This is a genomic window from Pseudomonas sp. JL27(2026) (assembly GCF_056933555.1).
Genome location: NZ_CM167794.1, coordinates 5072206 through 5096960 on the forward strand (window position 1 = coordinate 5072206; position 24755 = coordinate 5096960).

Annotated in this window: 22 protein-coding genes; 12 read left to right on the forward strand and 10 right to left on the reverse strand. The window is 58.9% G+C overall.

Features of this window, described 5'->3' with window-relative positions; genetic code table 11:
* Window positions 1–39: 39 nt before the first annotated feature.
* The 3 genes from cgtA to rplU all read right to left on the reverse strand — a co-directional run bounded on the left by cgtA (window position 40) and on the right by rplU (window position 2065).
* On the reverse strand, window positions 40–1263 hold the full coding sequence (gene cgtA, locus AC1Z1G_RS23120; RefSeq protein WP_483622616.1) for an Obg family GTPase CgtA: 1224 nt from the start codon (window positions 1261–1263) through the stop codon (window positions 40–42).
* Between the two features lie 194 nt (window positions 1264–1457).
* Window positions 1458–1715, reverse strand: coding sequence for a 50S ribosomal protein L27 (gene rpmA, locus AC1Z1G_RS23125; RefSeq protein ID WP_029292052.1), 258 nt, complete (start codon window positions 1713–1715; stop codon window positions 1458–1460).
* Between the two features lie 35 nt (window positions 1716–1750).
* Window positions 1751–2065 (reverse strand): 50S ribosomal protein L21, encoded by a 315-nt coding sequence (gene rplU, locus AC1Z1G_RS23130; RefSeq protein ID WP_007950961.1) that lies wholly within the window; start codon window positions 2063–2065, stop codon window positions 1751–1753.
* Between the two features lie 240 nt (window positions 2066–2305).
* On the opposite strand from rplU, the gene AC1Z1G_RS23135 reads away from it, so the two are divergent.
* From AC1Z1G_RS23135 to AC1Z1G_RS23145, 3 genes are all read left to right on the forward strand, one after another.
* Window positions 2306–3274 carry a polyprenyl synthetase family protein gene (locus AC1Z1G_RS23135; protein WP_347902105.1) on the forward strand — a complete coding sequence of 323 codons (969 nt, stop codon included), beginning with the start codon at window positions 2306–2308 and terminating at the stop codon, window positions 3272–3274.
* Window positions 3275–3455: 181 nt separating this feature from the next.
* Window positions 3456–3797, forward strand: a complete 342-nt coding sequence (locus AC1Z1G_RS23140) for a zinc ribbon domain-containing protein YjdM (RefSeq protein WP_347902106.1) — start codon at window positions 3456–3458, stop codon at window positions 3795–3797.
* A gap of 209 nt (window positions 3798–4006) precedes the next feature.
* On the forward strand, window positions 4007–4264 hold the full coding sequence (locus tag AC1Z1G_RS23145) for a PA4570 family protein (protein WP_483622617.1): 258 nt from the start codon (window positions 4007–4009) through the stop codon (window positions 4262–4264).
* A 135-nt stretch (window positions 4265–4399) separates the two neighbouring features.
* On the opposite strand, the gene bamJ is transcribed toward AC1Z1G_RS23145, so the two are convergent.
* From bamJ to AC1Z1G_RS23160, 3 genes are all read right to left on the reverse strand, one after another.
* A complete protein-coding gene (bamJ, locus tag AC1Z1G_RS23150; RefSeq protein WP_483622618.1) occupies window positions 4400–5017 on the reverse strand; it encodes a BamJ family beta-barrel-assembly machinery protein in 618 nt (205 codons plus the stop codon).
* A gap of 127 nt (window positions 5018–5144) precedes the next feature.
* The gene (locus tag AC1Z1G_RS23155) at window positions 5145–5447 is read right to left on the reverse strand and encodes a DUF6482 family protein (protein ID WP_483622619.1); all 303 of its coding nucleotides are present in this window, start codon (window positions 5445–5447) and stop codon (window positions 5145–5147) included.
* A 230-nt stretch (window positions 5448–5677) separates the two neighbouring features.
* Entirely contained in the window at window positions 5678–6166 is a 489-nt protein-coding gene (locus AC1Z1G_RS23160; RefSeq protein WP_483622620.1) for a TIGR00645 family protein, read from the reverse strand.
* A 158-nt stretch (window positions 6167–6324) separates the two neighbouring features.
* Here AC1Z1G_RS23160 and AC1Z1G_RS23165 point away from each other — a divergent pair, with 158 nt between their 5' ends.
* Window positions 6325–8154 carry a hypothetical protein gene (locus tag AC1Z1G_RS23165; RefSeq protein ID WP_483622621.1) on the forward strand — a complete coding sequence of 610 codons (1830 nt, stop codon included), beginning with the start codon at window positions 6325–6327 and terminating at the stop codon, window positions 8152–8154.
* 14 nt (window positions 8155–8168) lie between these two features.
* On the opposite strand, the gene AC1Z1G_RS23170 is transcribed toward AC1Z1G_RS23165, so the two are convergent.
* Window positions 8169–8510, reverse strand: coding sequence for a PA4575 family protein (locus AC1Z1G_RS23170; protein WP_347902111.1), 342 nt, complete (start codon window positions 8508–8510; stop codon window positions 8169–8171).
* Window positions 8511–8833: 323 nt separating this feature from the next.
* Window positions 8834–11272 carry a Lon protease family protein gene (locus AC1Z1G_RS23175; RefSeq protein ID WP_483622622.1) on the reverse strand — a complete coding sequence of 813 codons (2439 nt, stop codon included), beginning with the start codon at window positions 11270–11272 and terminating at the stop codon, window positions 8834–8836.
* A 276-nt stretch (window positions 11273–11548) separates the two neighbouring features.
* Between AC1Z1G_RS23175 and AC1Z1G_RS23180 the strand changes: the two genes are divergently transcribed.
* The 5 genes from AC1Z1G_RS23180 to AC1Z1G_RS23200 all read left to right on the forward strand — a co-directional run bounded on the left by AC1Z1G_RS23180 (window position 11549) and on the right by AC1Z1G_RS23200 (window position 15415).
* Window positions 11549–12037, forward strand: coding sequence for a DUF3015 domain-containing protein (locus AC1Z1G_RS23180; protein WP_347902113.1), 489 nt, complete (start codon window positions 11549–11551; stop codon window positions 12035–12037).
* An 89-nt stretch (window positions 12038–12126) separates the two neighbouring features.
* The gene (locus AC1Z1G_RS23185) at window positions 12127–13980 is read left to right on the forward strand and encodes an Lnb N-terminal periplasmic domain-containing protein (RefSeq protein ID WP_483622623.1); all 1854 of its coding nucleotides are present in this window, start codon (window positions 12127–12129) and stop codon (window positions 13978–13980) included.
* A gap of 127 nt (window positions 13981–14107) precedes the next feature.
* Window positions 14108–14413, forward strand: coding sequence for a chorismate mutase (locus tag AC1Z1G_RS23190; protein ID WP_483622624.1), 306 nt, complete (start codon window positions 14108–14110; stop codon window positions 14411–14413).
* A 79-nt stretch (window positions 14414–14492) separates the two neighbouring features.
* A complete protein-coding gene (locus tag AC1Z1G_RS23195) occupies window positions 14493–14849 on the forward strand; it encodes a hypothetical protein (protein ID WP_483622625.1) in 357 nt (118 codons plus the stop codon).
* 71 nt (window positions 14850–14920) lie between these two features.
* On the forward strand, window positions 14921–15415 hold the full coding sequence (locus AC1Z1G_RS23200) for a GreA/GreB family elongation factor (RefSeq protein WP_483622626.1): 495 nt from the start codon (window positions 14921–14923) through the stop codon (window positions 15413–15415).
* Here AC1Z1G_RS23200 and gdhA read toward each other — a convergent pair.
* Together gdhA and ettA are read right to left on the reverse strand one after the other, a co-directional pair.
* The gene (gene gdhA, locus AC1Z1G_RS23205; RefSeq protein WP_483622627.1) at window positions 15412–16749 is read right to left on the reverse strand and encodes an NADP-specific glutamate dehydrogenase; all 1338 of its coding nucleotides are present in this window, start codon (window positions 16747–16749) and stop codon (window positions 15412–15414) included. The two genes, AC1Z1G_RS23200 and gdhA, sit on opposite strands and share 4 nt — an antisense overlap.
* Before the next feature lie 291 nt (window positions 16750–17040).
* Window positions 17041–18705: an energy-dependent translational throttle protein EttA gene (gene ettA / locus AC1Z1G_RS23210; protein ID WP_347902120.1), complete on the reverse strand. Its 1665-nt coding sequence runs from the start codon at window positions 18703–18705 to the stop codon at window positions 17041–17043.
* A gap of 283 nt (window positions 18706–18988) precedes the next feature.
* Here ettA and AC1Z1G_RS23215 point away from each other — a divergent pair, with 283 nt between their 5' ends.
* From AC1Z1G_RS23215 to AC1Z1G_RS23225, 3 genes are all read left to right on the forward strand, one after another.
* A complete protein-coding gene (locus AC1Z1G_RS23215) occupies window positions 18989–22837 on the forward strand; it encodes a bifunctional diguanylate cyclase/phosphodiesterase (protein ID WP_483622628.1) in 3849 nt (1282 codons plus the stop codon).
* Window positions 22838–23054: 217 nt separating this feature from the next.
* Window positions 23055–23570, forward strand: coding sequence for a hypothetical protein (locus tag AC1Z1G_RS23220; RefSeq protein ID WP_483622629.1), 516 nt, complete (start codon window positions 23055–23057; stop codon window positions 23568–23570).
* Between the two features lie 586 nt (window positions 23571–24156).
* Window positions 24157–24657 (forward strand): hypothetical protein, encoded by a 501-nt coding sequence (locus tag AC1Z1G_RS23225; protein WP_483622630.1) that lies wholly within the window; start codon window positions 24157–24159, stop codon window positions 24655–24657.
* Window positions 24658–24755 lie beyond the last annotated feature (98 nt).

Consider the following 24755-nt stretch of genomic DNA (forward strand, 5'->3'; position numbering starts at 1 on the left):
GCCGCTCGATTGAGCGGCGCTTAAGTTTACTGCAACGAATCAGTCGCGGACGTAAATGATTTCCGGACCGTCTTCGTCATCCACATCTTCTTCGTCCCAATCATCGTCACCGATGTCATGGACCGACTTCACGCCGCTACGGCGCAGGGCACGCTGGTCATCCAGCGCCTGCAACTGGGCACGGGCTTCATCTTCGATACGCTGATCGAGCTCGGTCAGCTCTTCTTTGTAAGCCGGGTCGTTAGCCAGACGATCGGCACGATCCTCCAGGTAACGCATGATGTCGTGGCACAGGCGCTCGGTACCCTCTTTGGCGATAGCCGAGATCACGTACACCGGCCCCGTCCACTCCAGACGATCAACGATTTCCTTGACCCGAGCATCATGCTCCTCTTCAAGGATCTGGTCGCACTTGTTCAGCACCAACCAGCGATCACGCTCAGCCAGGGACGGGCTGAACTTGGTCAGCTCGCTGACGATCACCTCAGCAGCATCCGGAGCACTGGTGTCATCCAGCGGCGCCATGTCGACGAGGTGCAACAGCAGACGGGTGCGCGACAAGTGCTTGAGGAAGCGAATCCCCAGGCCCGCACCATCGGAAGCCCCCTCGATCAGACCCGGAATGTCGGCGACCACGAAGCTCTTCCAGCGATCGACACTGACCACACCCAGGTTCGGCACCAGCGTGGTGAACGGATAGTCGGCAACTTTCGGCTTGGCTGCCGACACCGAACGGATAAAGGTACTTTTACCGGCGTTCGGCAAGCCCAGCAGGCCGACGTCAGCCAATACCTTCATTTCCAGCTTGAGGTCACGCTGCTCGCCCGGCTTGCCCGGCGTAGTCTGGCGCGGCGCACGGTTGGTACTGGATTTGAATCGGGTGTTACCCAGACCGTGCCAGCCACCATGAGCCACCAACAGACGCTGGCCAGCCTTGGTCAGGTCGCCAATGACTTCCTGGGTCGCGGAGTCGATGACCGTAGTACCAACCGGAACCCGCAACACCAGCTCTTCGCCTTTCTTGCCGGTGCAGTCGGTGCTGCCGCCGTTGGAGCCACGCTCGGCATCAAAGTGCCGGGTGTAACGGTAGTCCACCAGGGTATTGAGGTTTTCGTCGGCGATCATGAAGACCGAGCCGCCGTCACCACCATCACCACCGTTCGGACCACCGTTTTCAATGAACTTTTCCCGACGGAAACTCATGCAACCATTGCCGCCGTCGCCAGCTTTTACTCGGATCGATACTTCATCAACAAACTTCATAACAAAACGCCTCTCGTCATACGGACGAGCCGAAAAACACTAAGACATAAGACTCTTGCAAAAATGAGCGCAGCGACCTCAATCAACGACCGCAAATCCAGCGCTGGAGCCCATTACAAACAGCTTTGCAAGAGACTCACCCCACAAACGAAAAAGCCCCGTCGCAAGACAGGGCTTTTCCAGCGATCTCGCAATTAAGCCGAGACAACGCTCACGTAACGGCGGTTGAACGCGCCTTTTACTTCAAACTTGATCACGCCTTCGATTTTCGCGAACAGGGTGTGATCTTTACCCATGCCTACACCGTAACCGGCGTGGAATTGGGTGCCGCGCTGACGCACGATGATGTTGCCCGGAATGATTTTCTGGCCGCCATACATCTTCACGCCAAGGCGTTTGGCTTCTGAGTCGCGACCGTTACGGGTACTACCACCAGCTTTTTTGTGTGCCATGAGTTCAATTCTCCTAGTGAGGAATTAGGCTGAAATTAAGCCTGAATACCGGTGATTTTGATCTCGGTGTACCACTGGCGGTGGCCCATACGCTTCATGTGGTGCTTACGACGACGGAACTTGATGATGCGGACTTTATCGTGACGACCTTGGGAGATCACTTCAGCCACAACGGTAGCGCCAGCAACAACTGGAGCACCGATATTCACGTCGTCGCCATTGGCGACCAACAGAACGCGATCAAAAGTTACGGATTCGCCAGTAGCGACTTCCAGTTTCTCGATCTTCAGGTATTCACCTGGTGCGACCTTGTATTGCTTGCCACCAGTAACGATTACTGCGTACGACATGGTATTTCTCCGATAATCCTGCTCACCCAGCTCTTTATAAGAAGAGGTATTGGCTGGCATGGCTGCATGGGATGGAACGCCCCAAATGCAATTGCGTAAGGCAGGTGCTGCCCAGGAAGTTCAGGGTGCGCGATTGTACGCAAGGCGCGAGCGCGTTGCAAGGGGCCGCCCATCACGCCTTGACAGGCCCGGACGTGGGTCCTAGCATGCCGCGCAACCCTTCTGGAGCAACTGTCTCTGATGCAACCCCAAGCTTTCTACCGCGCGGTGGCGGACGATTTTAACGCCGTCGACGGCATCATCAAGAAGCAGCTGACTTCCCGAGTGCCGCTGGTGTCGAAAATCGGCGACTACATTACCTCGGCTGGCGGTAAACGCCTGCGTCCTTTATTAGTGTTGCTGTGTGGCAAGGCCCTGGGTCGCGAAGGCGATGACATGCGCCTGCTGGCTGCCACTATCGAGTTCCTGCACACCGCCACCCTGCTGCACGACGACGTGGTCGACATGTCCGGCATGCGCCGTGGCCGTTCGACCGCCAACGCCATGTGGGGCAACGCGCCCAGCGTGCTGGTGGGCGACTTCCTGTACTCGCGCTCGTTCGAAATGATGGTCGAGCTGGGCTCGATGCCGGTGATGAAGATCCTGTCGCAGGCCACGCGCATCATCGCCGAAGGCGAAGTGCTGCAGTTGTCCAAGGTCCGCGACGCCAGCACCACCGAAGAAACCTATATGGAAGTCATCCGCGGCAAAACCGCGATGCTCTTCGAGGCGTCGACCCACAGTGCCGCCGCCCTGGCCGGCGCTACGCCTGCGCAGAGCGAAGCCTTGCGCACCTTCGGCGATCACCTGGGCGTGGCTTTCCAACTGGTGGATGACCTGCTCGACTACCGTGGCGACGCCGAAACCCTGGGCAAGAACGTCGGTGACGATCTGGCCGAAGGCAAACCGACCCTGCCGCTGATCTACACCATGCGCGAAGGCACGCCAGAGCAGGCAGCACTGGTGCGTCAGGCGATCCAGAAAGGTGGCATCGAAGACCTGGAAAGCATCCGCGCCGCCGTGGAAGCCTCGGGCTCGCTGGATTACACCGCCCAACTGGCTCGCGATTACGTCGCCCGTGCAATCAAGTGCCTCGAAACGCTGCCCGCCAGCGAATACCGCGATGCGCTGGTCGAACTGAGCGAGTTTGCGGTCGCACGCACGCACTGATTGCGAATCTTTGTGGGAGCGGGCTTGCTCGCGAAGACTGACTAACATTCAACATTGATGTCGATTGTTATGCCGCTTTCGCGAGCAAGCCCGCTCCCACAGGTTTGTCGCCCTCACCCCCTCCTGCCTAAAACCCTATACAATGTGCGCTTTTTAGCCATCCTGAAATCAAGGAGCTTTAGTGAGCACGTTGCCACCCTGCCCGAAATGCAACTCCGAATACACCTACGAAGACGGCGCACAGCTGATCTGCCCTGAGTGCGCCCACGAGTGGTCCGCCAATGGCGAAGCCGACGTAGCGTCCGATGAAACCGTGAAAAAAGATTCGGTCGGCAACGTCCTGCAAGATGGCGACACCATCACCGTGATCAAGGACCTCAAGGTCAAGGGCACGTCCCTGGTGGTCAAGGTCGGCACCAAGGTCAAGAACATCCGCCTGTGTGATGGCGACCATGACATCGACTGCAAGATCGATGGCATCGGCCCGATGAAGCTCAAATCCGAGTTCGTCAGAAAGGTCTGAGTCTTTCGTACTCCATCCCGCGCCCGGCGTGGGATGGTGCTTCACCCTCCCCTGACTCCCCCCCCCGTAATCCCGCGCAATAGCCAAACGCCAGCCGTTTTGACCTCCAGCAATTCCCACACAGAAAAAAACAGAAACTGCCAATAGGTACTTGCTATTCGCTGAATAAGAATTATTCTCAATGAACCCCATCAAAGGAGATGAGAACCATGACTTATTTGATCGATGCATGGCTGGATCGCCCACACCCATACCTCCGGATCCTGCATCGGGAAACAGGTGAAGTCTGTGCGGTACTGGAAGAAGAAGCCCTGAACGAGCTGCAAGACCAGGGCGACCTGGACGTCAACGGCCTGAGCTCCAGCGAGCCGGTGGTGCTCAAGGAACTGGTACGCAATCTGTTTCTGTTTTGCTATGCCCGGGCGTTGCGCCCCTCGAATGAGCTGAATACCAAGTTCGAAGTATGAAACACCGTAAAAACTGTGGGAGCGGGCTTGCTCGCGAAAGCGGTGCGTCAGGCAACTGATGGGTTGACTGAAAGGACGCCTTCGCGAGCAAGCCCGCTCCCACAATGTCAGCCTGTCATAGTGACAGGCGAGGTGTTACAGAACGTCCAGCAGCTCGACGTCGAACACCAGAACGCTGTGCGGTGCAATGCTGCCAACGCCTTGTGCGCCGTAAGCCAGCTCGCTCGGCACGTACAGGCGCCATTTGCTGCCGGCATTCATCAGTTGCAGGGCTTCGGTCCAGCCAGCGATCACGCCGCCGACCGGGAACTCTGCAGGCTGGCCACGATCGTAGGAGCTGTCGAACACAGTGCCGTCGATCAGGGTGCCGTGGTAGTGAGTACGCACGGTGTCTTCACGGGATGGCTTGGCGCCATCGCCTGCGGTCAGCACTTCAAATTGCAGACCGGAAGCCAGGGTGGTGATGCCATCACGCTTGGCGTTTTCAGCCAGGAATGCCAGGCCTTCGCCAGCAGCCGCTTCAGCCTTGGCCGCCGCTTCGGCTTGCATGATTTCACGGATGACCTTGAAGCTGGCAGACATCGCTTCCTGACCAACACGGCTTTCCTTACCGGCGAATGCGTCGGTCAGGCCCGCCAGGATGGCGTCCAGGTTAACGCCCGGTGGCGGGTTGTCGCGCAGTTGGTCGCCCAACTGACGGCCAATGCCGTAGCTGACGCGGGTTTCGTCGGTGGACAGATTTACTTCGGACATAACACTGCTCCGCTGTGCGGACGGCTCGGGGGTTTGCCGTGCGTGCACAGCGCATCCCGGGCGCCCGGAACCAAAAGGGCGAGCAGACTAGCACAGATGCCCTTGCGGTGATCCAGGGGCTGGGCGGTTACACCGTGCGAAAGGCGATGGGCACCTTCAGGTTTTCTTCTGCACTGGCGCCCAGACCACACATCTCATCGTGAACCGAGGTGTGGATCAGGTTGAGGGGCAGCCGCGGAAAGCTGTGCAGCACCTCCCGCGCGTGCTCCACCGAACGCAGATGCAGCGCCTGGCCGTGGGAATCATTGAGCGGGTAGGCCGCACCATGGATCCGCGCTTCAATCAGGTAGATACCGCCCTCCAGCGAGATCAGATTCAGCTCGTCGACCTTTCCGGCGATGGCATAGGCGTTCAGCTCTTGCAGGTTCATGGGCGCACCCCGCGCAATGGCAAGCCAGGACCCTTACAGGCATATGCCTCGGCGCATCAAAGCACAAGCCACAGACGACACCGTTTGTCTGTTTCACAATCTTCTGCTGCCGGCTGCCTGTTGCCGGCTGCCTGTAGGAGCAAGGCTTGCCCGCGATGAGCGCGACTCGGTCCTTCTGCTGCTCTCGATACCGCTATCGCGAGCAAGCTTTGCGCCTACAGGTATAACGATCAGTGCTTGGTCAACTTGTCCAGGTAACCCATGGCAAACGCGGAAACCACGAAGGTCATGTGGATGATCACGTACCACTGCAGGTGCTCGGGATCGACGTTCTTGGCGTCCATGAAGATGCGCAGCAGGTGAATGGAGGAAATCGCCACGATGGAGGCGGCCACTTTCATTTTCAGCGACGAGGAGTCCATCGTGCCCAACCAGTTGAGCTTTTCCTTGTCTTCGTCGATGTCCAGTTGCGAGACAAAGTTCTCGTAGCCGGAAATCATCACCATCACCAGCAGGCCGCCTACCAGCGCCATGTCGATCAGCGACAGCAGCACCAGAATCAGGTCGGACTCGGCCATCGAGAACACGTTGGGAATGACGTGGAAAACTTCCTGGAAGAACTTCAAGGCCAGCGCCAGCAACCCCAGCGACAGACCAAAGTAGATCGGCGCCAGCAACCAGCGCGAGGTGTACATTGCATTTTCGATAAAGCGTTCCATTGAATCTCACACGTGGGGGGGGCTGGAAATGGCGGCGAGTATACCAGCGGCTCAAAACCCCATAAACCGTCGCAAAATCCGTCACCTGCAAATCCGTTCCGGCGTTTTTCTGCTAGTGTCCAAGCCAGCTCACCGACGTCGGACAGGAAGACTGAAGTATGGATTTGCGATTGCCTTTAGCCGGGACCGGACTGTGCCTGGCACTGCTGCTCAGCGGTTGCTCGCCCAGCGATGAGAAAAAACCCACCCGCCTCGAAGACAAGACCGCACAGTTCGAAAAATCGCTGGACGCCATCCAGGACCCCAAGCTCAAGGACGCAATCGCCAACCTCGGCGGCTCGCTGCTGCTACTCGAACGGGCTCAGCAAAAACTCGCCGGCAAACCGCTCGAAACCGAATACGGCGACGACGCCATGGCGCTGCTCAAGCACTACCCGACGCCACAGGCGCTGGTCGACACCTACCTCGACGGCCTGTTCGTACTGCGCAAGGCTTCCAGCTCCGACTACCTGACCGACTTGCAGCCCATATTCCCGTTCACCTTCAACATGCCGGCCGAGTTCCCCTTCCCTCACGGGCTGGAATGGCAGTCGGTGACGTTGAGCAACAAGAAGGTCATCCCTTTCCAACCCGAATGGTCGGAAACCGACCCCGGCATCCAGCTCAGCCCGTCGAGCGCCAGCGTCACCAGCCCGGATGACCTGACCGTCGCCTACCCGTTCACCGAAGGGGTGGAAGTCGACAACGAGCACCAGCCGCAGCCGGTCAGCCTGCACGGCAAAGCGCAAATCATCGCGCCACGCAAAGTCTTCACCTTCGAACTGACGAAAAAAGACGTTGGCCAGACCCGCAGCGACGACAACATCAGCGTCACCTTGCGAACCCTTGCCAGGAACTACGCCGAAATCGAAGTCAACAACAGCGCCGCGCTGGCCCCGGAAGTCAGTGACATCCCCCTCAACCCGTTGATCGTTCAGGCCCGCGACACAACCGGGCAGTTTCTCTCGCGCTCAGGCTCGATCAACGAAGACGCTGCCCATATCGCCTTCTACGAGAAGCAACTGGCCGAGATGCAGAAGCAGACCGCCTGGAGCGACACCTTCGAAAAACACCTGGAAGACGAACAGCGCGCCTTCGATCAAAAACGCACCCGCCATTACTCCAAGGTGTATTTCAACGGCCCTGTCGAGCAACTGGAAGTCAGCGTCCTGGATTTCTCCACCGTGGCCGTGACCCGCAGGGACCTGGACCTGCCTGTGCGCCATTTCGACCGCAACACCACTGACAAGACCGTGCAAAACCTGAGCCTGCCCGTGGTGGTGTATGACGATCAGGCCACGAACTGGCTCAAGGGCGCCACGCTGGATGACGAGCAACTGAAAAAGAGCATTCGCGTCAGCCAGTCGGTGGAGGATGCCAGCGCCGCGCGCATCGAGTTTTTCCACCCGAAAAGCTTCAACGATGAACTGCTCGGCTCCTCGTTCAGCCCGGGTGATACACCGGTGACCTTTTTTACCCAGGATGCGAGCGGCAAACGAGGTGAGCCAATCGAGTTGCCGCCCGAGGCCTACGAAATCGACCCGCTGCGCGCCACCATCACGTATGACCTGACGTTGTTCCCCGAAACCCCGGCGTATGTGGTCGGCTCCATGCCGCTGTTTCTGGCCGACATTGAAAAGAACAACCTGGATACTCACGCACTGCCCAAAGGCCTGGAGCTCAAGGGCAATGCATTGGTGGTTGACCAAAAGCTGTTCCCGGCCCAGGACTGGCGCTTTTTTGCCAAGGATGCGAGCGGCAACTACCTGAAGGAAATCCTTGCCGTCAGCCATGACGCCGGCAACGAAGGGCCGGCGCTGTTCGAGGTGCATTACTTCTACGGCCAGCCGACGAGCCTGGAAACCTACCAGCGCACCGACCTGACGACGGTCGAGTACGGTTTCGAAGTCAAACTCGACAAGGCCGAGAACCCCAGCCCTGTCGAATAGCCCGAGCCGGTCGATCAGTGTTCGGGGTGAAACTCGAAGCCGCCGAGGTTGCGACAACGCCCGCCATTGATTTCCCGCAACTGCGCCTGCAAATGCAGGCACCAGATCTGCGGGTCGTCCGCCAGCTCGTAACCGTGCAGGGTCAGGCTTTCAACGATGGTTTCGAGGATTGACTCGGCCACGAACGGGCCATGGAAAGGCCCTTGGGCTTTGATCGCAGAAGGTTGTTCGCCCGCCATTCCGGCAGCAAACAGCAAGGTCCACATACCGGTATCCCCCGCCAACGGGCGAATACTGCATTCGATACGGGTCACCAGGCCGAGGCACTGGCGGGTAAGGCAGAGGTTGCGCGACATGGCGGCGACCCTCGGTAGATCCGGTATTCAGCCTCCACGGGGACGCTGTCTCGATCCAGTGATAACTGTCGATATCCTTGACCTGAGGATAGAAGAAAAGTCTGACTAGCACGTCAGGTGAAACCAGAAGGCGCCGAATGGTCATTGTGTGAACATTGACGCCAGAGTGATGACACTATTCCAGCTTCAACCGGATCCAAATGTGGGAGCGGGCTTGCTCGCGAAGGCGGCGTGCCAGACAACACAAGTGTTGAATGTCAGACCGTCTTCGCGAGCAAGCCCGCTCCCACAGTGGTTTTGTGTAACGTCAAACCAGGTGTGCATCAGGCCGGCTTGGCCTCTGCCAACGCTTCTTGAGCCAGCGCCTTCTCGGCCTCTTTCAAGTCCTCGTCGCTGATCATTTCCGCGATCGCCCGCAATCGCTCCACCACCCGTGCGTTAACACTGCCTTCCGGGAACTGACCGTCCGCGTCCGGCTCGCCCGCAGGCTCACCGACCAACAAGCTCAATGCCTCATCGGCCTGACGCACCGCATAAACGTGGAACTGCCCGGCCCGCACGGCCGCCAGCACCTTCTCGTCGAGCATCAGTGTGGCCACGTTGGCCTGCGGAATGATCGCGCCCTGCTCGCCGGTAAGACCGCGCGCCTCACACAGACGGAAGAAGCCTTCGATCTTCTCGTTGACCCCACCCACGGCCTGCACTTCACCGAACTGGTTGATCGACCCGGTAATGGCGAAGCACTGCTTGAGCGGGGTTTTCGACAACGCCGAAATCAAGGTGCAAGCCTCGCCCAGCGAGGCACTGTCGCCATCGACGTAACCGTAGGACTGTTCCAGCGCAATGCTGGCAGAGATCGCCAACGGGAATTCCTGGGCATAACGGCTGCCCAGATACCCGGTAAGGATCATCACACCCTTGGAGTGAATCGGCTGCCCGAGGTTGACCTCGCGCTCGATGTCGACAATGCCGCTGCCGCCGGGGTAGACCGTGGCGGAGATCCGCGCCGGTATACCAAAGGCCGAATCGCCGACTTCCAGCACCGTCAGCCCGTTGCACTTGCCGACGGCAGCGCCCGCAGTGTCGATCAGGATGATCCCCGCCAGCATGTCGTCGAGAATCCGCGCCGAGACACGCCCGGTGCGAGTGGCCTTGGCCTTGAGCGCACGCTCGATGTGACCGGCGTCGGTCTTGTCGTCGCCGGCCAGGTCGCGAATGAAGTCGGCCTCGCTGACCAACTGGAACAGATCGCCAATACGCGCCGACAAGCGCCCCTGATGTTCGGCCAGTCGCGCACTGTAAGTGGCCAGACGCGCCACGGCATCGGCGGTCAACGGCGCCATGCCCTCTTCCGAGGTGCGGGTTTTCAGCAGTTGGGCGAACTGTTCAAGGCTTTCGTCGACCATGGGGATGTCTTCATCGAAGTCCACCAGGACCCGGAACATCTCCTGGAAATCCGGGTCCAGGTCCTGCAGCGTGTAGTACAGCTGCCGCGCACCGATGATGATGACTTTGACCTGCAACGGAATATGTTGCGGCGTCAGGGTCACCGTGGCCAGGCGACCGAGTTCGCCCAGCGGCGATTCCATTTTCAACTTGCGCGACTGCAAGGCGCGTTTCAGCGCGTCCCAGACAAACGGCTCGCCGAGCATTTTTTCGGCTTCCAGGATCAGGAAACCGCCATTGGCCCGGTGCAAGGCGCCCGGACGCAATTGCCGATACGTGGTGTAGAGCGCGCCTTGGTCGGTGCTGTACTCGATACGGCCAAACAGGTTGTCGTACGTCGGGTGCGGCTCGAACACCACCGGCGCACCGCCGCTGGCCGGATGACCGACCACCAGGCTCGGGCAGTACTGTTCTTCCAGGAGTTTGCGGGCAACTGCATCGGTCTTGCTGTCATCGACCAGTTGCTCGACCACCGTCTTGAGCAGGTAAACCTGCATCGCTTGCAGGTAACCGCAGACGGCCGCGTTTTCCGCGTACTTCTCCGACAACGGCGACAACAATGGCTGCAACGCCAGGGTAATGGTTTCTTCGTTGAGCTGGCGCATCTGGTTGCTGGATTCACGCTTCCATTGCGGCAGGCTCGCCAGTTCTTCGTTCAGGCGTTCTTCAAGCTCGGAGATGTCCGTGTGAAACCGCTCGCGGTCGGCTTCCGGCAACTGGGCGAATTCAGCCTCATCCAGTGCCTTGCCTTCGCTCATCGGGGTGAAGGCAATGTTGCTGCTGTCGCGGTACAGCGCGACTTCCTTCTCCAGCGCCAGGCGCTCGATCACGTCCAGAGCGCGGTCGTAGCGCTGATTGAAGGCGCGGTCGATGGCACTTTTCTTTTGCTGGTAGGACGGATGCTCGAACACCGCCGGAAAGGTCGCCAGCAGGTTGTCGATCAGCCCGTTGATGTCGGTGATGAATGCGCCCGCCGTGCCCGAGGGCAGTTCCAGGGCGCGGGGTTCGCGAGGTTCATCGAAATTATTGACGTAGACCCAGTCCGCCGGGGTTTGCAGGCGTTTGCCTTCGGCCTTGAGGTAGCGTTTGACGAAGGAAAACCGGCCGGTGCCGGGTTCGCCCATGACAAATACGTTGTAACCGGGGCGCGGCATGGCCACGCCGAACTGCAAGGCTTCGACCGCGCGTTCCTGGCCAAGCACACCGCGAAAAGGCTCCAGCTCATTGGTGGTAGAGAAGCTGAACTGTTCAGCGGAAAACGGACGGGTCAGCGCTTCGGGCGCTAGACGCAAGCTGGCAGCAACAGGATCAGGCATCGGGCTTCCTTACATCAGGCGGGGCAGTTGGCGGCATTCTGGCGCCGGCCGTGCCGAACTGGCAAGGCGCGCCTTGCGTAAAAGCATAGTCAAGGCTCAAAGCCCACGCGGGCCCGCGCCTTGTCGCCGGATTGAGCCATTGTTTTGCAAAAAAACACGGAACCCCAGGATCATGCCTAAACTCCAAACTGCGCGGCTGGGCAAATAACCGGCCCACTGGTGCCGGGTCGGGCCAGAACTCCTGTCCATTGGTATGCACATAAAGAGAACACAGCTATGAAACGGATTCTTCTCGGTACTCTCTTCACCGTTGTATCCCTCAACGCCATGGCCGAATCGCCAGGTGGCCCGAACTGCGGCTGGGGCAACATGCTGTTCGAAGGTCAGCGTGGCACTCCGGCACACTTCCTGGCCTCCACCACCAACGGCACGTCCGGTAACGCCACCTTCGGGATGACGTCCGGCACCAACGGTTGCGCCACCAATGCTTCACTGACCTACGGCGGCAAGTCCTGGTTCGCCATGAACGGCATGATGAACGAACTGTCCGAAGACATGGCCAAGGGGCAGGGCGAAGCGCTGACCACCTATGCCGTGGTCCTGGGCGTTGCGCCTGAAGACCGCGAGCATTTTGCGGCCGTCACCCACGAGCACTTCCAGCAGATCTTCAGCAAGGCTGACGTGACCGCTGAAGATGTCCACACCAACACCCTGGCCGTGCTCAAAGGCGATGCTCGCCTGGCCAAATATGCGACCCCGGCATAAGCTCGACCTCACCTGCCCCTTCACCGGGGCGGGTTTTGTTTTTGGACCTAGCCCTCTTTGGGTCTTTTTTTCGAAATAAGTAGCCCACCATGCTCAAACGCCTTGCCTGTCTGGCGCTGTTCGTCTGCGCCCCGCTGTCCGCCGCGCCTCGTATCGACAACGTCCGTTTGCAGCAACTGGCCAATGACCCTTTCTGGATTTCCCTGGGCCATTACGAAACCGCCAAGCTCGGTGGCTGGCGCAGCTATGTCAGCGACAAGCAGTTCTTCCTCGCCGACAACGGCGCCGAACACCCCGACGCGGAACTGGCGGCCACCGTGCAAGCGCTCTACGCCCCAACCAGCGCCGGTGAAAAACATGCGCAGTGCGTCTACCCGGCTCGCACTCGCTGGTTGAAAGCCCACCTCAACCTGACCGACTTACCGGCGCTGGATTGCACCGAATTCAAACAATGGTTCAAGGACGTATCGCCCCACAGCGCGGTGATGATTTTCCCGGCGGCCTACTTGAACAGCCCCTCCTCGATGTTCGGCCACACGTTGCTGCGCATCGATCAGGCCGACGTACAAAGCGACCACACCGCCCTGCTCAGTTATGCGATCAACTTCGGCGCCTACATCGAGGGGTCGGACAACAGCATCCTGTATGCCTGGAAAGGCCTGATGGGCGGTTATCCCGGCCTGTTCGCGCTGGTGCCCTACCAGGAAAAACTCTCGGAGTACCGCAGCCTGGAGAACCGCGACCTGTGGGAGTACCGGCTGAACCTGACGCAGGTCGAAACCGAGCGCATGGTCGAGCACATCTGGGAACTCAAGCAAATCCAGTTCGACTACTTCTTCTTCGATGAAAACTGCTCCTACCGCTTGCTCGAACTGCTGCAAGTGGCCCGGCCGAGCCTGCGGCTCACCGAGCAATTCCCGCTGACCGCCATCCCCACCGACACCGTCAAAGCGGTGAAGGCCGCCGGGCTGGTGGAAAAAATCGACTATCGTCCATCCCGCGAACGGGAACTGCTGAGCCGCGCCGAGCCGTTGACCAACGAAGAACAGGACTGGGTACTGAACATCAGCGCCGACCAAAAGCGCTTGCAAGACCCGGCGTTCAAGGCCCTGCCACGTGACCGACAGGCACTGATCATCGACGCGGCCTATCGCCTGGAACGCTACCGCGCCAACGGCCAGGAGCGTGATCCGCAGCGCGCCCAGCGTAGTTTCGAACTCCTGCGGGCGATCAACCAGAACCCGGCGCCGGACCTCAAAATAGAGCGCCCGGGGTTGCCGGAAGACGGCCACGAATCCCGCACCTGGCAGGCCGGCATCGGCACCCGGGGCGACAAGGCTTTTGGCGAGTACGGCCTGCGCATGGCCTATCACGACCTCAATGACAACGCCGAGGGTTTCCCCTTGGGCGCGCAAATCGAAATCCTGCAGATGAAACTGCGCCAATACGAAGGCAATCACTGGCAGCTTCAGCAACTGGACCTCGCAACCATCCGCTCGCTGACGCCGCGCAACGCGTTGCTGCAACCCTGGTCGTGGCAAGTCACCGGGGGGCTGGAGCGGGTGCCGGGCAAGCATGATGACGAAACCCTGGTCAGCCACGTCAATGGCGGCGCGGGCGGCACCTGGCAATTGGGTGAGGACCTGCTGGGCTTTGCCCTCGGCACGGTACGCATTGAACACAACAACGACTTTGCGGGGTTCATCGCCCCGGCGGCCGGGTTCAACAGTGGCCTGCTGTGGAAAAACCCGCTGGGCAACTTGAGCCTCGAAGCCAAGGGCGACTTCTTCACCAACGGCGAAGTCCGTCGCAGCCTGAGCCTGAACCAGCAGTGGGAGTTGTCACGCAACCTCGGCTTGCGCCTGAGCGCACAACGCGAGTTCAGCCACATGGCCACGCCGGAAAACGAAGTCATGCTTGAGCTCAAGTGGTATCACTACTGACCACTGGCAGAATCGCGGCAGTGCCTTCGCGGGCACGTCGGATCGCCGCATCGCTCGCGCCAGCAGGTTCCGTGTACCGTAGGGGCGCAATGCTCACACTGACGTTTATTCAAGGAGTTGATTCAACATGGCCGTTATCTGTGATTCCCTCGAAGCCATCCGCGACAACATCGATCGGCTGGACCGGCAAATCGTCAGCCTGCTGGCCGAACGCGGCACCTACGTGTCACAGGCCGCCCGCTTCAAAAAAGACAGTGACGCGGTGAAAGCGCCGCAGCGTGCGGAACAGGTCATCGCCAAAGTCCGGGCTCTGTCGGAACAGGTTGGCGCCAACCCACAGGTTACCGAACAGGTGTACCGCGCCATGATCGCCGCGTTCATCGAACAGGAGCTGGCGGAACACACCCGGCTGGCTGACGCGCCAACAGAATAATCACAGCTGTTTCACAAACGCCTGACCAACGCCCATCTAGACTTTCCTGATAAGCCGTTCAGCGGCGCGGGAGTCTGAGATGTGGCGGTGTGCGGGTGTTTTGGGAATGTTGCTGTTGATTGCGGGTTGCCAGTCGACCCACGAAGACTTGATTGCCAAAGGGTATCCACCGGCCTTCGCCGACGGTTTCGATGATGGTTGCAGCAGTGGCCGGCAAGCGGCAGGCGCCATCACGGGCGGCTTCAGGAAAGACGTCCCCCGCTACCTCAAGGATGCGCAGTACGCCGAAGGCTGGAGCGATGGGTTCCGTCAGTGCCAGGCCATGCGTGAGAGCCAGGACCGTAGCGACTATCAGAACCGTTATCTGAACGAGCGTGATCGCGCCTGGCAGCACGAGAAGGATCAGGGCGCGGCGCGGGCTTATCGTTCGCAGTAGGTCGTTTTCGGACAACCTGTGAAACCAAAAGCCTGCCACCATGGCCTAAACCCCATCAAGGGAGAATTGCCATGAGCCGCGCTTTCGTCAATGAAGATAACGCCGCTGCGCAAGCCGACCAGCCGGTAGAACGTCAGGTCAGCGCACAGCCCAACTACGTCACGCCCCAAGGCCTGGCCCTGCTTCAGGCCAAGGTTGCAGAGCTGCAAACCCTGCACAGCGAACAATCGGCCCTCGGTGACCAGGCTGACCCGCAGCGCCAGGCCGATCTGGAGCGCGATCTGCGTTACTTCAATCAACGCCTGCAAAGCGCCCAGGTGGTGCCCCCCGCAACCTCGACCCAAAAGGTCCAGATCGGCAGTTGGGTGACGTACGCTGATGAAAGCGGCACCGAACGGCGCGTGCAACTGGTGGGCGAAGACCAGGCCGTTGCCGCCAAAGGCCTGATCAACTGGAGTTCACCGCTCGGGCGGGCGCTGCTCGGCGCACAACTGAACGACGAAGTGCTCTGGCAGCGACCGGCCGGCGATCAGTTGATCGAGATCATCCGCATCGAGCCCAGTTAAACCACGCCCTGAGCGAGCATGGCGTCGGCGACTTTGACGAAGCCTGCGATGTTCGCGCCTTTGACGTAATTGACCCGGCCGTTCTCTTCGCCGTAATACACGCAGGCGTGGTGGATCGATTGCATGATGTTGTGCAATTTGCTGTCGACTTCGCCAGCCGTCCACAGCAGGCGCATGGCGTTCTGCGACATCTCCAGACCACTGACCGCCACCCCACCGGCGTTCGACGCCTTGCCTGGGGCAAACAGAATCCCGGCCTCGATAAAGATATCCACAGCCGCCAGGGTGGTCGGCATGTTCGCCCCTTCCGCCACGCAGCCACAGCCATTGCGCAACAACGTACGGGCAGCCTCGGCATCGAGTTCGTTCTGGGTGGCACACGGCAGCGCGATGTCACACGGCAAGCCCCAGGGATGTTGACCGGCGCGGAACTCCAGGCCAAAGCGCCCGGCCAATTCACTGATCCGTCCGCGCTTGACGTTTTTCAGCTCCAGCAACGCCAGCCATTGTTCCTCCGTCAAACCGGCCTCGCAGTGCAGCGTGCCTTCGGAGTCGGACAGGGAAATCACCTTGCCGCCCAGGTCCATGACCTTGCGCGCCGCGTACTGCGCGACGTTGCCCGACCCCGAGACCGCCACGCGTTTACCTTCAACCTTTTCACCCCGACGCTTGAGCATTTCCTCGGCGAAGTACACGCAGCCGAAACCGGTGGCTTCGGGGCGAATCAGGCTGCCGCCGTAGCTCATGCCCTTACCGGTCAGCACGCTGGTGAACTGGTTGCCCAGGCGCTTGTACTGGCCGAACAGGAAGCCGATTTCACGGGCGCCGACGCCAATATCACCGGCCGGCACATCCACGTCCGCACCGATGTGCCGGTACAACTCACTCATGAATGCCTGGCAGAAGCGCATCACCTCGGCGTCGCTCTTACCCTTTGGATCGAAGTCCGAACCGCCCTTGCCGCCGCCCATCGGCAAGGATGTCAGGGAGTTCTTGAAGGTCTGTTCGAAGGCGAGGAACTTCAGCACTCCGAGGTTCACCGACGGATGGAAACGCAAGCCGCCCTTGTACGGACCGATGGCGCTGTTCATCTGGATGCGGAAACCACGGTTGACCTGCACCTTGCCTTGATCGTCGACCCAGGAAACCCGAAACACGATGGCCCGCTCCGGCTCGCACATGCGCTCCAGGATGCCCGAGGTCAGGTAGTGCGGATTGGCTTCGAGAAACGGCCACAAGCTGCGCAGGACTTCTTCTACCGCCTGATGGAATTCAGGCTGGTCGGGGTCGCGTTTTTTGAGGCGGGCAAGGAAGGATTCGACGGATTCGATCATGGAAAAGTCTCGGCAAATTTATTGTCGTTGGAAGAGATTGACCTGGACTCTAGCAAACGAATTGAGCACCAGCACAGCGCAAAATGTCGCAGTTATGAAATTAAATGGTGCACTGGATATAAATTAATCCGATTTCTGGGTGTTTTCGCACCAGAACAGGGACTCGCCACTCAAGTCATGCTCAGTCCTGAAGACCGCTTTCGCAAGAAGGGCGCGCTGCGGTACCACTGAAAAAATGCGCAAAAAAAAACGGAACCCGAAGGCTCCGCTCTTTATGCAACCAACCCGAAATCAGGCCAGTTTCTTGTGACGCACCCGGTGTGGCTGGGCAGCAGCTTCGCCAAGACGCTTTTTACGGTCGGCTTCGTACTCGGTGTAGTTACCTTCGAAGAAGATCGCTTGCGAGTCATCTTCGTACGCCAGGATGTGAGTCGCAACGCGGTCAAGGAACCACCGATCGTGAGAGATCACAATGGCGGCGCCTGGGAAGTCCAGCAGGGCTTCTTCCAGGGAACGCAGGGTTTCAACGTCGAGGTCGTTGGACGGTTCGTCGAGCAGCAGGACGTTGCCGCCCTCTTTCAGGGTCAGGGCCAGGTGCAAGCGGCCACGCTCACCACCGGACAGGTCCTTGACGAACTTCTGCTGATCGCCGCCCTTGAAGTTGAAACGGCCAACATAAGTGCGCGACGGGATCTCGTAGTTGCCGATGCGGATCTGGTCGGAACCGTCAGAGATCTGCTGGAACACAGTCTTGCTGCCGTCCAGGTCTTCGCGGCTCTGGTCGACGCAGGCCAGTTGCACGGTTTCACCGACTTCGATGCTGCCCGAATCTGGTGTTTCCTTGCCCATCAGCATGCGGAACAGCGTGGATTTACCCGCGCCGTTACCACCGATCACGCCAACGATGGCGCCTTTAGGCATGGAGAACGACAGGTTGTCGATCAACACGCGGTCGCCGTAGCCCTTGGAGACGTTCTTGAATTCGATGACCTTGTCGCCCAGGCGTGGACCGGCCGGGATGTAGATCTCGTTGGTTTCGCTGCGCTTCTGGAATTCCTGCGATTGCATTTCTTCGAAGCGTTGCAGACGAGCCTTGGATTTGGACTGGCGAGCCTTGGCGCCTTTGCGCACCCACTCCAGTTCTTCCTTCATGGCTTTTTCGTGAGCCGACTGCTGCTTGGATTCGGCAGCCAGACGATCGGACTTGGCTTCCAGCCAACCCGAATAGTTGCCTTCGTAAGGAATGCCCGCACCGCGGTCGAGTTCCAGAATCCAGCCAGCCACGTTGTCCAGGAAGTACCGGTCGTGCGTGATCGCAACCACGGTGCCCGGGAAGTCGTGGAGGAAATGCTCCAGCCACGCAACGGAATCGGCGTCCAGGTGGTTGGTGGGTTCGTCGAGCAGCAGCATGTCGGGGGCGGATAGCAGCAGACGGCACAGGGCCACACGACGTTTTTCACCACCGGACAGGAATTCGACCTTGGCGTCCCAGGCCGGCAGACGCAGCGCATCGGCGGCGACTTCCAACTGGCGCTCCAGGTTGTGACCGTCGCCCGCTTGCAGGATGGCTTCGAGTTTGGCTTGTTCTGCGGCCAGTTTGTCGAAGTCGGCATCTTCATCAGCGTAAGCCGCGTAGACCTCGTCCAGACGCGCTTGGGCGTCCTTGATCACGCTGACCGCTTCCTCGACCACTTCACGCACGGTCTTGGTCGGGTCCAGGATCGGCTCTTGCGGCAGGTAGCCGATGTTCAGGTCAGGCATCGGGCGGGCTTCGCCGTCGAACTCGGTGTCGACGCCGGCCATGATTTTCAACAGTGTGGATTTACCCGAACCGTTGAGGCCGAGCACGCCGATCTTGGCGCCCGGGAAAAAAGACAGAGAAATGTTTTTCAGGATTTCCCGCTTCGGCGGAACAACTTTGCCCAGCCGATGCATGGTGAAGACGTATTGAGCCATGGTGAACCTAGCGTCAGTGACTGATGAATAAAGCGGGCGAAGCCCGGCCAGGCCATGCGCGGCGCAGACACTTGATCATGATCAATGCCTGCGCACGTATAAAGAGCCTGAATATCTTGGGCTAGAACGCCCTGCGTAACCGGCAAAGCTACCTCAATGCGACATACCCGTCCAGCCGCAAGGGGCTGGCACTTTGCCACAACTCAAGGCATGCTAGCCGCCCTTCGGGCGTCCGGCTTATAGTGCACGTCGCGCCAGTCCAGCCAAACCGCAGGATTACAGTTTGTCCAATGTCACTCCTCACTCGTCCGTGCGCGCATTGCACCCTGCGCCCGGCTCTCCCCTGCGTGGCACCTTGAAAGGCGCTCTGGCGACGCTCGTCCTGTTGTTGCTCGGGCTGCTGTTTTGGCAACTGCTCGACCAACTCCACGAGACCCAGAGAAACCAGCGCCAGTACACCATCGACTACACCGCCGACCTGGCCGCGCAAGTCAGCCTGAACATGGCACTGAACGCGCAAATCGCCCTCAACCTGTTACCGATCGTCGAACAGCCGCAAAGCGGCGAACAGCAACAAGCGCTGCTACGCAAAATGCAGCAATCGCTGCCGGACCTGCGCAGCATCGCGTTGCTGACCCCCTCGGGCAAAGTCATCAGCGACAGCGCCCCCGACAGCGAGGACGCCGATTACCTCAGCGACCTGGTCCGACGCAGCCACGCCCAGGCGCACTATTTCAGCAACGCCAATGACGGCTCGGTGGTGCATTTGTTACTGCGCCAGGCCAGCGGCAACAGTCGCGGGTATTGGGCGCTGCGACTGACCCCGACCTTTTTCTCGACCCTGACCAAACAGGGCGACGTTGGCCAGCGGCCGTTGTGGCTGGTTGAAAGCCGCATCAATCATCAGATCATCAGCCGCGACGAAACCTTGCCTTCCGCCACACCCGGTATCCTGACGCCCGACGACCTGGCCAACAGTGTGTTGGTGGTGCCGTTGAGCAGCAGCGACTGGCAACTGCGCGGGCTGTTCGACCGGCAACAGGTGATCGAACAACTGCTGCCGGCCTTCATTGGCAAATGCCTGCTGGGCCTGGCCTTTTCGCTGCTGCCCGTGATCGCCCTGCTGAACATGCGCCGCCGCCAGCGCCAGTTGCATGAAGGGCGCCGTCGCTATCAGGACATTTTCGAAGGCACCGGCGTGGCCCTGTGCGTGCTCGACCTTTCAGGCTTGAAAGCATTTTTCGACAAGGCTCACCTGCACAACCTCGAGCAACTGCACGCCTGGCTCCAGGTCCCCGAACAACGCCAGCAGTTGTTGCAGGAACTGCGCATTACCGAGGTCAACCAGGTTGCCTTGCACCTGCTTAATGTCCAGTCGTGCGAGCAAGCCTGGAAACTGTTGATCGAAGGCCGGCCGCTGGACGACAACACCATCGGCAACCAATTGCTCGACGCCTTGATCAGCCAGCAGAAACAGCTTGAACTGGAGATCAACCTCAAGGACGCCCAGGGCCGCGACCAGCACCTGTGGCTGGTGCTGCGCCTGCCGGAAGAACAGCACGACTATAAAGCGGTGATCCTGAGCATCAGCGACATCACCAGCCGCAAGCTGATCGAGCTGTCGCTGCTTGAGCGCGAAGGCTTTTGGTCCGATGTGGTGCGCACGGTGCCGGATCACCTCTACGTGCAGGACGTGATCAGCCAGCGAATGATTTTCAGCAACCATCACCTCGGCCAGACCCTGGGCTACAACCGGAACGAGCTGCACCAGATGGGCGAATACTTCTGGGAAATCCTTCTGCACCCCGAAGACGCCGATCACTACCACCGCCTGCGCCAGGAACAACGCCAGTCCGGCTACGCCCAACTGCTCCAGGCGCAATTGCGCTTTCGTCACCGCGACGGCAAATGGCGGCGGTTCGATATTCGCGAACAGGCATTGGCGCGAGACAAACACGATCAGGTGACGCGCATCATCGGCGTGGCCAAGGACATCACCGACCAGATTGAGGCCAGCGAGTCGTTACGCGACAGCGAGCAACGCTACCGGATGCTCGCCGAAAGCATCAGCGACGTGATCTTTTCCACCGACAGCAAGCTCTCGCTCAATTACGTCAGCCCCTCGGTGCAAGCCGTACTGGGCTATGACGCCGAGTGGATTTTCGAGAACGGCTGGCAGACGACCATTGCCAACCCGCAGCAACTGACCGGCATCTACAACCTGATGGATCGGGTCAGCAAGGCCCTGGACAAACCCGAGCAACTGGCCCTGTTGCGCAACCAGGTGCAAACCCAGTTGTTCCTGTTCGACTGCCTGCGGGCCGACGGTCGCAAGATCCCCATCGAGTTGCGCCTGGTGCTGGTGTGGGACGAACACGGCGCCTTCGAAGGCGTGCTCGGCGTCGGTCGCGACATCAGCCAGCAACGACGCGCCGAGAAAGACCTGCGCATGGCCGCGACGGTTTTCGAGCACTCGACCTCCGCGATCCTGATCACCGACCCGGCCGGTTACATCGTGCAGGCCAACGAAGCGTTCAGCCGCGTCAGTGGGTACGAGGTGTCGCAAGTCCTTGATCAACTGCCGAACATGCTCACCGTCGATGAGCAGCAGGAAGCCCATCTGCGTTATGTGCTCAAGCAGCTGCACCAGCACAGTTCCTGGGAAGGTGAAGTCTGGCTCAAGCGCCGCAACGGCGAACATTATCCGGCCTGGGTTGGCATCACGGCCGTGCTGGATGACGAAGGCGACCTTGCCAGCTATGTGTGCTTCTTCAGCGACATCAGCGAGCGCAAGGCCAGCGAGCAACGGATTCATCGCCTGGCTTATTACGACGCCCTGACCCACCTGCCCAACCGCACACTGTTCCAGGATCGCCTGCACACCGCGCTGCAATCGGCCGAGCGGCAGAAGTCCTGGGTGGTGTTGATGTTCCTCGACCTGGACCGGTTCAAACCGATCAACGACTCCCTCGGCCATGCCGCGGGTGACCGCATGCTCAAGGAGATGGCCACCCGCCTGCTCGGTTGCGTCGACGATGACGACACCGTGGCGCGCATGGGCGGCGACGAATTCACCTTGCTGCTGCAACCGCGAGCCAACCGCGAGATTGCCCTGAACCGGGCGATTCACGTGGCCGAGCAGATCCTCGCCAGCCTGGTGAGACCGTTCGTGCTGGAGGGTCGCGAGTTTTTCGTCACCGCCAGTATCGGCATCGCCCTGAGCCCGCAGGACGGCAGCGAGCTGAGCCAGTTGATGAAAAACGCCGACACCGCGATGTACCACGCCAAGGAACGCGGCAAAAACAACTTCCAGTTCTATCAGGCCGACATGAACGCCAGCGCCCTGGAGCGACTGGAACTGGAAAGCGACCTGCGCCACGCGCTCGAACAAAACGAATTCGTTCTCTACTACCAGCCGCAATTCAGCGGCGACGGTAAACGCCTGACCGGCACCGAAGCCCTACTGCGCTGGCGCCACCCGCGACGCGGATTGGTGCCACCGGGCGATTTCATTCCGGTACTCGAAGAACTCGGGCTGGTGGTGGACGTCGGCGACTGGGTCATCAGCGAAGCCTGCCGCCAGCTCAAAAGTTGGCACCTGGCCAAGGTGCGGGTACCGAAAGTGTCGGTAAACATCTCGGCCCGCCAGTTCTCCGACGGCCAACTGGGTACGCGGATCGCGACCATTCTCAAGGACACCGGTCTGCCGCCGGCCTGCCTGGAACTGGAGCTGACCGAAAGTATCCTGATGCGTGAAGTCAGTGAAGCCATGCAGATTCTGGCCGGTCTGAAAAACCTCGGCCTGAGCATTGCGGTCGACGACTTCGGCACCGGCTACTCATCGCTCAACTACCTCAAGCAGTTCCCGATCGATGTGCTGAAAATCGACCGTACCTTCGTCGACGGCCTGCCATCCGGCGAGCAGGACGCGCAAATCGCCCGGGCGATCATCGCCATGGCCCACAGCCTGAACCTGGCGGTGATCGCCGAGGGTGTGGAGACCCATGAGCAACTGGACTTCCTGCGCGAACATGGTTGCGACGAAGTTCAGGGGTATCTGTTTGGTCGTCCAATGCCAGCCAACCGATTTGAAGCGCAGTTCAGCAATGATGCGCTGTTCATGTTTGATTAGACTAAAGTCACAGGCCTGAACCCCTCCAGATAAAAGCGTCAAATAAAAACCCCGCTGAAAAATCAGAACTTCCCTTCGCAAACAACACACGTCCCTCATGGCGTACAAATCGAAAAGCTTTTTTCAGAGACTTATAATTTTCGGACTGTTAGGTTTTCGTTTCAGAGCGCGTACTGAAAATACCGCAACCCACGTAAACCTACATCAAGGAAATAATATGCCTACTGACCGTCAACAGTCTTTTATTGGAACACTGAGTTGCTATGGTGATCCCGTCAGCATCGATGATTTACAGGACCCGCACCGTGGGAGCTACAGCGTATTAGTCGCCAGCGCCGGGAGAACACCTACTAAGTTCTACTTTCGGCTCGAACAGGGCTCCTATGTCATGTATGTTCGCGACGAATCCCATCTGGGCCAACGGGTCAACCTGAACAGCCACGGTGAAATTGCCGTGAGCCCGGCACACATCGCTGAGAACATAAAATTTCATCTTGTCTTTGAGCGTCCGGCGCCTACACCACCCGAGAGCGGCGCCCTTAATATTTATTACAACAACCTTCAGCCATGGACAATAAAGGGAGTCATTAACGAGCCTTCACCTTTCTTGCTCAAACGCCTATCCAAAAGAAAAAAATATTTCGGGACCTTAGAGCATCAACTGCACGCTCACTTCAAATTGAACATACTCGAGAAAAACGCCGCTCACCTTGGCCACCCCGACGAAGTGTAAAACACCCGCGACTACTGATACTTCATTTAAAGAACACCCTGACGCGTAATATCTGCGATACAGAAACAACGCGAAAAGATTCGACCCAGTATCGCGATCAATGACTTGATCGCGGATCAACATCACGTAGTTCCCCCTTACAGAATGAAGTCCGAGCACTCCCTGATCTACGGCCTGCCGTCCGGCGAGCAGAGTGCGCAGATTGCCAAGGGCGTGCCGGGTTTCCTGTATGAGCACGGGGCAATGAGGGGCAGGGTTACCTGCCCGGTCGTCCGATGCTGGCGAGCCGATTGGATGTGCCGTTCAGCAATGATGCGCTACGCAAGTTTTATCACGTTAAAAACTGCAAACCTCAAACGGCCCAGACACACACTAAAACTTAAAACTCAGACGTAGAACATGCGGTCTTTGGACCTCTACAAACTTACGCATGCCTGCTGACAAAACCTAATTAATACGCAATTTTAAACAGATAAATTGAAACACTCAGCACACCCACTAACAATACACGCCTGTTATATTCCCCTTTCCTGGCTGCCATCAAAAGCATAGTAGCCACCTACAAATACAGCATAAAGGAAAACCCATGAGTACTGATCGCCAGAAATCCTTTACTGGAACTCTTAGTTGCCTAGGAGATCCTGTCACCATCGAAACCATTTATCCTGGTCCCGGCCTAGCGCGGCACCGGCTGGTAGCCAGACCTGGAGCCATCCCTACCGAGTTCTACTTTCGCGTCGAGAATGGCGTTTATGTTATTTATGTTCGTTCCGACATCCTTACTAAGGGCTTTTTGGTCAACCTGAACAGTCACGGAGAAATCGCAGCCAGCTCGAGTGAATGGGCGGGCGAAATAAAATTCGATCTTGGTGGCATGTCACTGGACATTATGGAAACAGATACCATTAATCTTTGGATAGACGTTCATCATGGACAGAGAGTGAGATTAAAAAACTCCAGGGAAGTAGCTCTCCATGGACTACCAAAAAAGTACTTCGTGACAGACCGTACCGAACACTCTGCGTTCTTCACATTAAACATACTCCAGAGAAATGCCCCTTATCTTGACCATCCCGACGAAATTTAAAACCCGCCCTCTACGTTTAAAACATTAGAGCGGTACCCAGACGCGCAGATTCAGCGGTACCGATACACGATAGAGAAGCCCCATCGGGCTCAGCCACT

Coding starts and splice junctions, on each gene's coding strand:
- AC1Z1G_RS23220 (WP_483622629.1), top strand. CDS start 23,055: ATGCCTACTGACCGTCAACAGTCTTTTATTGGAACACTGAGTTGCTAT.
- gdhA (WP_483622627.1), bottom strand. CDS start 16,749: ATGATCGAATCCGTCGAATCCTTCCTTGCCCGCCTCAAAAAACGCGAC.
- AC1Z1G_RS23155 (WP_483622619.1), bottom strand. CDS start 5,447: ATGAACCTGCAAGAGCTGAACGCCTATGCCATCGCCGGAAAGGTCGAC.
- rpmA (WP_029292052.1), bottom strand. CDS start 1,715: ATGGCACACAAAAAAGCTGGTGGTAGTACCCGTAACGGTCGCGACTCA.
- AC1Z1G_RS23145 (WP_483622617.1), top strand. CDS start 4,007: ATGACTTATTTGATCGATGCATGGCTGGATCGCCCACACCCATACCTC.
- AC1Z1G_RS23195 (WP_483622625.1), top strand. CDS start 14,493: ATGTGGCGGTGTGCGGGTGTTTTGGGAATGTTGCTGTTGATTGCGGGT.
- AC1Z1G_RS23225 (WP_483622630.1), top strand. CDS start 24,157: ATGAGTACTGATCGCCAGAAATCCTTTACTGGAACTCTTAGTTGCCTA.
- AC1Z1G_RS23160 (WP_483622620.1), bottom strand. CDS start 6,166: ATGGAACGCTTTATCGAAAATGCAATGTACACCTCGCGCTGGTTGCTG.
- AC1Z1G_RS23185 (WP_483622623.1), top strand. CDS start 12,127: ATGCTCAAACGCCTTGCCTGTCTGGCGCTGTTCGTCTGCGCCCCGCTG.
- cgtA (WP_483622616.1), bottom strand. CDS start 1,263: ATGAAGTTTGTTGATGAAGTATCGATCCGAGTAAAAGCTGGCGACGGC.
- AC1Z1G_RS23135 (WP_347902105.1), top strand. CDS start 2,306: ATGCAACCCCAAGCTTTCTACCGCGCGGTGGCGGACGATTTTAACGCC.
- AC1Z1G_RS23170 (WP_347902111.1), bottom strand. CDS start 8,510: ATGTCGCGCAACCTCTGCCTTACCCGCCAGTGCCTCGGCCTGGTGACC.
- bamJ (WP_483622618.1), bottom strand. CDS start 5,017: ATGTCCGAAGTAAATCTGTCCACCGACGAAACCCGCGTCAGCTACGGC.
- AC1Z1G_RS23165 (WP_483622621.1), top strand. CDS start 6,325: ATGGATTTGCGATTGCCTTTAGCCGGGACCGGACTGTGCCTGGCACTG.
- ettA (WP_347902120.1), bottom strand. CDS start 18,705: ATGGCTCAATACGTCTTCACCATGCATCGGCTGGGCAAAGTTGTTCCG.
- AC1Z1G_RS23175 (WP_483622622.1), bottom strand. CDS start 11,272: ATGCCTGATCCTGTTGCTGCCAGCTTGCGTCTAGCGCCCGAAGCGCTG.
- rplU (WP_007950961.1), bottom strand. CDS start 2,065: ATGTCGTACGCAGTAATCGTTACTGGTGGCAAGCAATACAAGGTCGCA.
- AC1Z1G_RS23180 (WP_347902113.1), top strand. CDS start 11,549: ATGAAACGGATTCTTCTCGGTACTCTCTTCACCGTTGTATCCCTCAAC.
- AC1Z1G_RS23200 (WP_483622626.1), top strand. CDS start 14,921: ATGAGCCGCGCTTTCGTCAATGAAGATAACGCCGCTGCGCAAGCCGAC.
- AC1Z1G_RS23190 (WP_483622624.1), top strand. CDS start 14,108: ATGGCCGTTATCTGTGATTCCCTCGAAGCCATCCGCGACAACATCGAT.